Source organism: Streptomyces sp. NPDC034670, from assembly GCF_055574875.1.
In genome coordinates this window covers 120,294-128,995 of the sequence record NZ_JBVITR010000007.1, presented here as the reverse complement: position 1 = coordinate 128,995, position 8,702 = coordinate 120,294, and the positions used below count along the sequence as shown (strand labels likewise).

5 protein-coding genes are annotated in these 8,702 nt (G+C 72.1%); 4 read left to right on the top strand and 1 reads right to left on the bottom strand.

Annotation, left to right across the window (positions count from 1 at the left end; genetic code table 11):
- Positions 1-171: 171 nt before the first annotated feature.
- Positions 172-2,898 (bottom strand): DNA polymerase I, encoded by a 2,727-nt coding sequence (polA, locus tag ACZ56B_RS07815; RefSeq protein WP_468787402.1) that lies wholly within the window; start codon positions 2,896-2,898, stop codon positions 172-174.
- 179 nt (positions 2,899-3,077) lie between these two features.
- On the opposite strand from polA, the gene ACZ56B_RS07810 reads away from it, so the two are divergent.
- From ACZ56B_RS07810 to ACZ56B_RS07795, 4 genes are all read left to right on the top strand, one after another.
- On the top strand, positions 3,078-5,360 hold the full coding sequence (locus ACZ56B_RS07810; RefSeq protein ID WP_468787400.1) for an FdhF/YdeP family oxidoreductase: 2,283 nt from the start codon (positions 3,078-3,080) through the stop codon (positions 5,358-5,360).
- A gap of 77 nt (positions 5,361-5,437) precedes the next feature.
- Positions 5,438-5,926: a PaaI family thioesterase gene (locus ACZ56B_RS07805; RefSeq protein WP_468787398.1), complete on the top strand. Its 489-nt coding sequence runs from the start codon at positions 5,438-5,440 to the stop codon at positions 5,924-5,926.
- 82 nt (positions 5,927-6,008) lie between these two features.
- A complete protein-coding gene (locus ACZ56B_RS07800) occupies positions 6,009-6,443 on the top strand; it encodes a hypothetical protein (RefSeq protein WP_468787396.1) in 435 nt (144 codons plus the stop codon).
- A gap of 891 nt (positions 6,444-7,334) precedes the next feature.
- Positions 7,335-8,570: a branched-chain amino acid ABC transporter substrate-binding protein gene (locus ACZ56B_RS07795; RefSeq protein WP_468787394.1), complete on the top strand. Its 1,236-nt coding sequence runs from the start codon at positions 7,335-7,337 to the stop codon at positions 8,568-8,570.
- Positions 8,571-8,702 lie beyond the last annotated feature (132 nt).

Genomic DNA, 8,702 nt, shown 5'->3' with positions numbered 1-8,702 from the left:
CTCCTCCCTGTCTCCCTCATGGGAGACCCCGGGGGCGCCAACGCCTGCCTCTTTCCCCCCCTGTCCCCCGGGGGGGGGGGGGGGGTCCCCCCCCCCCCCCCCCCCCCACCCGGGTCGTGAGGAGCCGGCGGCGTCCTGCCGGTCCGCTCCGCCGGACGGAGCGGACGGGTGTCAGTGCGCGGCCGACTCCCAGTTCGGGCCCGCGCCCACCGAGACGCCCAGGGGGACGCGGAGCCGGACCGCGTCCGCCATTTCACGGCGGACCAGTTCCTCCACGGCCGGGCGCTCGCCGGGAGCGATCTCCAGGACGATCTCGTCGTGGACCTGCAGGAGCATCCGGGAGGCCAGGCCCGCCTCCCGCAGTGCGCCGTCCACCTTCAGCATGGCGATCTTGACGATGTCCGCGGCCGTGCCCTGGATCGGTGCGTTCAGGGCCATGCGTTCGGCCGCCTCGCGCCGCTGGCGGTTGTCGCTGCCGAGGTCGGGCAGGTAGCGGCGGCGGCCGAAGAGGGTCGCCGTGTAGCCGGTGGCCCGCGCCTCGTCCACGACCCGGTGCAGGTAGTCCCGCACCCCGCCGAACCGCTGGAAGTACGCGTCCATCAGGGCGCGCGCCTCGGCCGCCTCGATGTTCAGCTGCTGGGAGAGGCCGAAGGCCGACAGCCCGTACGCCAGGCCGTACGACATGGCCTTGATCTTGCGGCGCATCTCCGCGTCCACCGCGGACCGCTCGACCGCGAACACCTGGGCGGCCGCCGTGGTGTGCAGGTCCTCGCCGGAGGTGAACGCCTCGATCAGGCCCTCGTCCTCGGAGAGGTGGGCCATCACGCGCAGTTCGATCTGGCTGTAGTCGGCGGTCAGCAGGCACTCGAAGCCCTCGCCGACCACGAAGCCGCGGCGGATGGCGCGGCCCTCGTCCGTGCGGACCGGGATGTTCTGCAGGTTCGGGTCGGTCGACGACAGGCGGCCGGTGGCGGCGACCGTCTGGTTGAAGGTGGTGTGGATGCGGCCGTCCGCGGCGATCGTCTTGATCAGGCCCTCGACGGTGACGCGCAGCTTCGCCTGCTCCCGGTGGCGGAGCATGATCACCGGCAGTTCGTTGTCGGTCTGCGTGGCGAGCCAGGCCAGCGCGTCGGCGTCCGTGGTGTAGCCGGTCTTCGTCCGCTTCGTCTTCGGCAGGGCCAGCTCGCCGAAGAGGACCTCCTGGAGCTGCTTGGGCGAGCCCAGGTTGAACTCGTGCCCCGCCGCCGCGTGCGCCTCCTTCACCGCCTGCTGCACGGCGCCCGCGAACATCTGCTCCATGGCCTCCAGATGGGCCCGGTCGGCGGCGATGCCGTGCCGCTCCATGCGGGCCAGCAGCTCCGACGTCGGCAGCTCCATGTCGCGGAGCAGGTCCGCCGCGCCCACCTCCTCGAGACGGGCCTCGAAGGCCCCCCCGAGGTCGAGGATCGCGCGGGCCTGCACCATCAGTGCCTCGGCCTCGGCGCCCTCGTCCGCGCCGAGGGCGAGCTGCCCGTCGGCCGCGGCGGCGGGCGCCAGCTCGCGGTGCAGGTACTCCAGGGACAGGGCGTCCAGGTCGAAGGAGCGGCGGCCCGGCTTGACCAGGTAGGCGGCGAGGGCGGTGTCCATGGTGACGCCCCCGATGCTCCAGCCGTGCTCGGCGAAGACCCGCATGGCGCTCTTGGCGTCGTGGAACACCTTGGGGCGCTCCGGGTCGGCGAGCCAGGCGGCGAGCGCCCGCTCGTCGGCCTCGTCCAGCTCGGTCGGGTCGAGCCAGGCGGCCGGGCCCGCGGACGTGGCCAGCGCGATCTCGGCGACCGAGCCGGTGCCCAGCGCCCAGGTGGCGACGGTGGCGACGCCGAGGGGCCCGGTGCCGTGCTCGGCGAGCCAGCCGGTCAGCTCGCCCGTGCCCAGCACGGCGCCCTCCAGCTCCACGCCGTCCGCGACGACCGGGGCGGCCTCGGTCTCCCCGGCGCCGGGGTCGACGGCGAAGAGCCGCTCGCGCAGCGACGGGTTCCTGATCTCCAGGGTGTCCAGGACCATCGTCACGGCCTTGCGGTCGTAGGCGGTCCGCTCCAGGTCGAGCACGCCCCTGGGCAGCTCGACCCGGCGCTCCAGCTCGGTGAGCCGGCGGTTGAGCTTGACCGCCTCCAGGTGGTCGCGCAGGTTCTGCCCGGCCTTGCCCTTGACCTCGTCGGCGCGCTCGACCAGCTCGGCGAACGAACCGAACTGGTTGATCCACTTCGCGGCCGTCTTCTCCCCGACGCCGGGGATGCCCGGCAGGTTGTCGGACGGGTCGCCGCGCAGCGCCGCGAAGTCGGGGTACTGCGCGGGCGTCAGCCCGTACTTCTCGACCACCTTCTGGGGGGTGAACCGGGTCAGCTCGGAGACGCCCCTGGTCGGGTACAGCACCGTGGTGTGCTCGGAGACGAGCTGGAAGGAGTCGCGGTCGCCCGTGACGATCAGCACCTCGAAGCCCTCGGCCTCGGCCTGGGTGGCGAGGGTGGCGATGATGTCGTCCGCCTCGTACCCCTCGACGGCGAAGCGGGGGGCGTGCATCGCGTCGAGCAGCTCACCGATCAGCTCGACCTGGCCCTTGAACTCGTCCGGGGTCTTGGAGCGGTTCGCCTTGTACTCGGTGAACTCCTCGGACCGCCAGGTCCGGCGGGAGACGTCGAAGGCGACCGCGAAGTGCGTGGGCGCCTCGTCGCGCAGCGTGTTGGCCAGCATCGACGCGAAGCCGTAGACGGCGTTCGTCGGCTGGCCCGTCACGGTGGTGAAGTTCTCCGCGGGCAGCGCGAAGTACGCGCGGTAGGCCAGCGAGTGCCCGTCCATGAGCATCAGTCGCGGACGGGTCCCGCCGGAGGTCTGGTCGGTCTTCTTCGATGCTGTCTCTGCCACGTCCCCGATCCTGCCACGCCCCGCCGACACTCGGCCCCGCGCCGCCCGGACCCCGCGCCGCCGCTCCCGCGCCCCGGGCCTGCGCGCCGGCCCGGTCCGCACCGGCCACGGCCGTCCCCGGCGGCGCGTGGGAGGATCGGGGGACCCACCTCACACGTGTCCGCGAAGGGGAGTGCGCGATGGCCACGAAGCCGCCCAAGGGTGATCCGGTCCAGGACGCTCCGCGGGTCACCGAGCCGCAGCACGCGGCGGCGGGCCTGACGGCGGTCGGCCACACCCTGCGCACGGCCCACCGGCAGATGGGGGCGAGGCGCACGGCGCTGACACTGCTCGCCGTCAACCAGGAGGACGGCTTCGACTGCCCGGGCTGCGCCTGGCCGGAGCCGGAGCGCCGGCACCGGGCGGAGTTCTGCGAGAACGGCGCGAAGGCCGTGGCCGAGGAGGCCACCCTGCGCCGGGTCACCCCCGAGTTCTTCGCCGCGCACTCCGTCGCCGACCTGGCCGGCCGCAGCGGCTACTGGCTGGGCCAGCAGGGCCGCCTGACCCACCCCGTGTACCTGCCGGAGGGCGGCGACCACTACGAGCCGGTCACCTGGGAGCGCGCCTTCGACATCGTCGCCGAGGAGATCGGCGCCCTGGCCTCCCCCGACGAGGCCGTCTTCTACACCTCCGGGCGCACCAGCAACGAGGCCGCCTTCCTCTACCAGCTGTTCGCCCGCGAGCTCGGCACCAACAACCTGCCCGACTGCTCCAACCTGTGCCACGAGTCCTCCGGGTCGGCCCTGTCGGAGACGATCGGCGTCGGCAAGGGCAGCGTCCTGCTGGAGGACCTGTACCGGGCCGACCTGATCGTCGTCGCCGGGCAGAACCCCGGCACCAACCATCCGCGCATGCTGTCCGCCCTGGAGAAGGCCAAGGCGAACGGCGCGCGGATCATCAGCGTCAACCCGCTGCCCGAGGCGGGCCTGGAGCGCTTCAAGAACCCGCAGACCGCCAGGGGCCTCACCACCGGTGCCGCCCTGACCGACCTGTTCCTGCAGATCCGCCTCGGTGGCGACCAGGCCCTCTTCCGCCTCCTCAACAAGCTGATCCTCGACACCCCGGGCGCGGTCGACGAGGAGTTCGTCCGCGAACACACCCACGGCTACGAGGAGTTCGCCCGGGTCGCGCGCGCCGCCGACTGGGAGGAGACGCTCACCGCGACCGGCCTGACGCGCGAGGACATCGAGCGGTGCCTGCGGATGGTCCTCGACTCCCGGCGCGTCGTCGTGTGCTGGGCGATGGGCCTCACCCAGCACAAGCACTCGGTGCCCATGATCCGGGAGATCGTCAACTTCCTCCTGCTGCGCGGCAACATCGGCCGTCCGGGGGCGGGCGTGTGCCCGGTGCGCGGCCACTCCAACGTGCAGGGCGACCGCACCATGGGCATCTTCGAGCGCCCCGCGCCGGCGTTCCTGGACGCCCTGGAGAGGGAGTTCGGCTTCGCTCCGCCGCGCGAGCACGGCCACGACGTCGTCCGGGCCATCCGCGCCCTGCGCGACGGGAGGGCGAAGGTGTTCTTCGCCATGGGCGGCAACTTCGTCTCCGCCTCCCCCGACACGGAGGTCACCGAGGCCGCGATGCGGCGGGCCCGGCTGACGGTGCACGTGTCGACCAAGCTGAACCGCTCCCACACCGTCACGGGCGCGCGCGCCCTGATCCTGCCGACCCTGGGCCGCACCGAGCGCGATCTGCAGGAGGGCGGGGAGCAGTTCGTGACGGTCGAGGACTCCATGGGGATGGTGCACGCCTCGCGCGGCCGGCTGGAGCCGGCGAGCCCGCACCTGCTGTCCGAGCCGGCCATCGTGTGCCGGCTGGCCCGCCGGGTCCTCGGCGGGAACAGCGTGGTGCCGTGGGAGGAGTTCGAGAGGGACTACGCCGCGATCCGCGACCGCATCGCGCGCGTGGTCCCCGGCTTCGAGGACTTCAACGCGCGCCTGGCCGCCCACCCCGGGGGCTTCGCGCTCCCCCACGCCCCGCGCGACGAGCGCCGCTTCCCCACCGCCACCGGGAAGGCCAACTTCACCGCCGCGCCGGTGGAGTACCCGAAGCTGCCGGAGGGGCGGCTGCTGCTGCAGACGCTGCGCTCGCACGACCAGTACAACACCACGATCTACGGCCTCGACGACCGCTACCGGGGCATCAGGAACGGCCGCCGGGTGGTGCTGGTCCATCCCGAGGACGCGCGGGAGCTCGGGTTCGCGGACGGGGCGTACGCCGACCTGGTCGGCGAGTGGCGGGACGGCGTGGAGCGCAGGGCGCCCGGCTTCCGCGTCGTGCACTACCCGACGGCCCGCGGCTGCGCCGCCGCGTACTACCCGGAGACCAACGTCCTGGTGCCGCTCGACGCCACCGCGGACACCAGCAACACCCCGGCCAGCAAGTCCGTCGTGGTGCGTCTGGAACAATCCGCTGCCGACTGAGCGTTCGCTCAGCGACCGCGCGGGGCGGCGTGCCCCGCGCGGTCGGCCGCAGTGATCACGACGAACGGAGCCGGGCCATGGGAGAGCAGCAGCACGTGAAGTTCCCGCAGGAGGTCATCGACGAGTACGCCGCGCTCGGCGTGGACCTGCAGGCACTGTTCTCCGCGGGCCACCTGGGCACGCGCATGGGCGTGCAGATCGTGGAGGCCTCGGCCGAGCGGGTCGTCGGGACGATGCCGGTGGAGGGCAACACCCAGCCCTACGGCCTGCTGCACGGCGGCGCCTCCGCCGTGCTGGCCGAGACGCTGGGCTCGGTGGGGTCGATGCTGCACGGCGGCACCTCCAGGATCGCGGTCGGCGTCGACCTCAACTGCACCCACCACCGGGGCGTGCGCTCCGGGACGGTCACCGGGGTGGCCACCCCGGTGCACCGGGGGCGGTCCACGGCGACGTACGAGATCGTCATCACCGACGAGGCGGACCGGCGGGTGTGCACCGCGCGGCTGACCTGCCTGCTGCGCGACGTCTCCCCGAAGGACGCGGAGCGCGTCGGCGGCGCGGGCTGAGCCCGCGCGGCGGTGCGGGGCACGACGTCCCCGCACCGCACGGCCGTTGCCTCCGGCCGGCGGACGGTCCTAGCGTTCGGGCATGCGACGGGGAGGCGTCCGCCCGCCTGCGGCGGGGGCGTGGGGAACGTGTCTCGCGGCCGCGCTGCTGACCGGCGTCCTGGCGACCGGATGCGGCGCGGCCGGTTCCGGCCGCGCGGAGGGCACCCCGCCGGCCGGGGCGGGCGGGAGCCGCACCCCTGCGCCGTCACCACGGGTGACGTCCGACGAGGACCTGTGCACGAGGATCGTCGCCCACTGGTCGCACCGGGTGCTGGAGGGCCGCACCTACGGCGACTACCAGTCCATGGGGCTGTCCGGCGGGCAGTACGACATTCTGCGCGAAGTGGTCGGCGCCGCGCGGGCCGCCGAGCGCCGAGGGGCGGAGGAAATCGGCCAGTTGATCGACCGCAGGGCGCGTGAGGGGTGTGCCGCCCGGTACCGCGACGGCGGGCCGGGCAGGGGGCCCTGGCCGTGAGCGGGGCCGGCCCGGTGGAGCCGGGAGGGGCGCCCGCGTCCGGGAAGACGCCTTCCCTCCGCCCCCCGCCCCGGCGCGGGCCGCCCCCACGGCCGTACGGGCGGCACCGCGGGCCGCACCACCCGCCCCCTCCTCACCTCCCCGCCCCCTCCCCGCCGCAGCCCTCGCGGGCGGCGGGCGCCTCCTCGCCGCCCGGCCCCGACGCCCCCGCCCCGGTCGAACCGGACGATCACCTTCCATTGCCTGGAACCGCAGGCCAGCGGCCGTGAAAGCACTTCACGAAACGTCGCTTTCGACGTGTGGATGATCATGAAATCCGGTCCTCCGGCGATCGTCGCGCGAATATCCCGGCCGCACGCGAACCGTCCGTGACCCCCGATCCGCGCACTCCTTTCCGGACAAAATCAGGAGCACCCCGCAAGATCAACCGCCCCACGGGCGGCGGAATGAGGAAAAGTGCCGCGGAATGTCTGACTCCCTTTCATGGGCGTAACCCTGCGTAATACGCGTGCAATACAGGCACGCGACTCCACCCTCGGACCGCGGTGCGCACAGTCCCCCTCCAGGCCTACAACAGTCGCCTACGGCAACGACTTTGAGTCATCACCAAAACCGCCGACACGCCTGAACGAACCCCTCCCGTTCCTGCGGTTTCTCATCATCCGGACCGGGCAAACCGGCGAGAATTCTGCCCTTCCCCCCACTCAGTACCGCTCTGCAATACGTCGTGTCATAACAAGAGCGTCACAGCATTGGCCAGAGTCTCCTCCGCATTCCCCACCCGCGCTTAGAGTCACCGCCAGTCACCGCGCCGCCTGATTCTCACTTCGGCCCAGCGCTCGACTCGGCCGATTCCACCCGGAATCGGCCGTCAGGGGAAAGGACTGGATCGTGCGTCAACGTTCACTCATCGCCATCACCGCCGCGCTGGCGGCGGGAGCACTCACCCTCACCGCCTGCGGCTCCCGCGACGAGAACGGCGGCGGCAGCTCGGACTCCGGCAACGGTGGCACCACCGTGGTCATCGGCGTCGACGCGCCGCTGACCGGCGACCTGTCCGCGCTGGGCCTCGGCATCAAGAACTCCGTCGACCTCGCGGCCAGGACCGCCAACGAGAAGAAGTACGTCGAGGGCATCACCTTCAAGATCGAAGCCCTCGACGACCAGGGCCAGGCCTCCGTCGGCCAGCAGAACGCCACCAAGCTCGTCGCCAACGACGACGTCCTCGGCGTCGTCGGCCCGCTGAACTCCTCCGTCGGCGAGTCCATGCAGAAGGTCTTCGACAGCGCCAAGCTGGTCGAGGTCTCCCCGGCCAACACCAACCCCGCCCTCACCCAGGGCGTGAACTGGCAGACCGAGAAGGTCCGGCCGTACAAGTCGTACTTCCGCACCGCGACCACGGACGCCATCCAGGGCCCGTTCGCCGCGCAGTACGTCTACAACGACGCCAAGAAGAAGAAGGTCTTCGTCATCGACGACAAGAAGACCTACGGCGCCGGCCTCGCCGCCACCTTCACCGAGGAGTTCAAGAAGCTCGGCGGCCAGGTCGTCGGCACCGAGCACATCAACCCCGAGAGCAAGGACTTCAGCGCCGTCGCCACCAAGGTCAAGAACTCCGGCGCCGACGTCGTCTACTACGGCGGCGAGTACCCGCAGGCCGGCCCGCTGAGCAAGCAGATCAAGGAAGCCGGCGCCAGGATCCCGCTGGTCGGCGGCGACGGCATCTACAGCGCCGACTTCATCAAGCTGGCCGGCGCGGCCGGCACCGGCGACCTCGCCACCTCCGTCGGCGCCCCCGTCGAGGACCTCCCCTCCGCCAAGGAGTTCGTCGCCAACTACAAGGCCGCCGGGTACAAGGAGGCCTACGAGGCGTACGGCGGCTACTCCTACGACTCCGCCTGGGCGATCATCGAGGCCGTCAAGAAGGTCGTCGAGGACAACGACGGGAAGCTCCCCGACGACGCCCGCGCCAAGGTCGTCGACGCCATGCAGAACGTCTCCTTCGACGGAGTGACCGGCAAGGTCTCCTTCGACGAGTTCGGTGACGCCACCAACAAGCAGCTCACCGTGTACTCCGTCAAGGACGGCGAGTGGGGCACCGTCAAGTCCGGCACCTTCACCGGCTGACCACCCACCGCACCACTCCCACGAGCCGCGGGGGGGGGGGGTCGCCTCTTGTCCCACCCGGACACCCCCTCCCCCCCCCCCCCCTAAACATTCTGCACCGCCTGTCGGAGAGAAGTGTGAAAGAAAACCCTA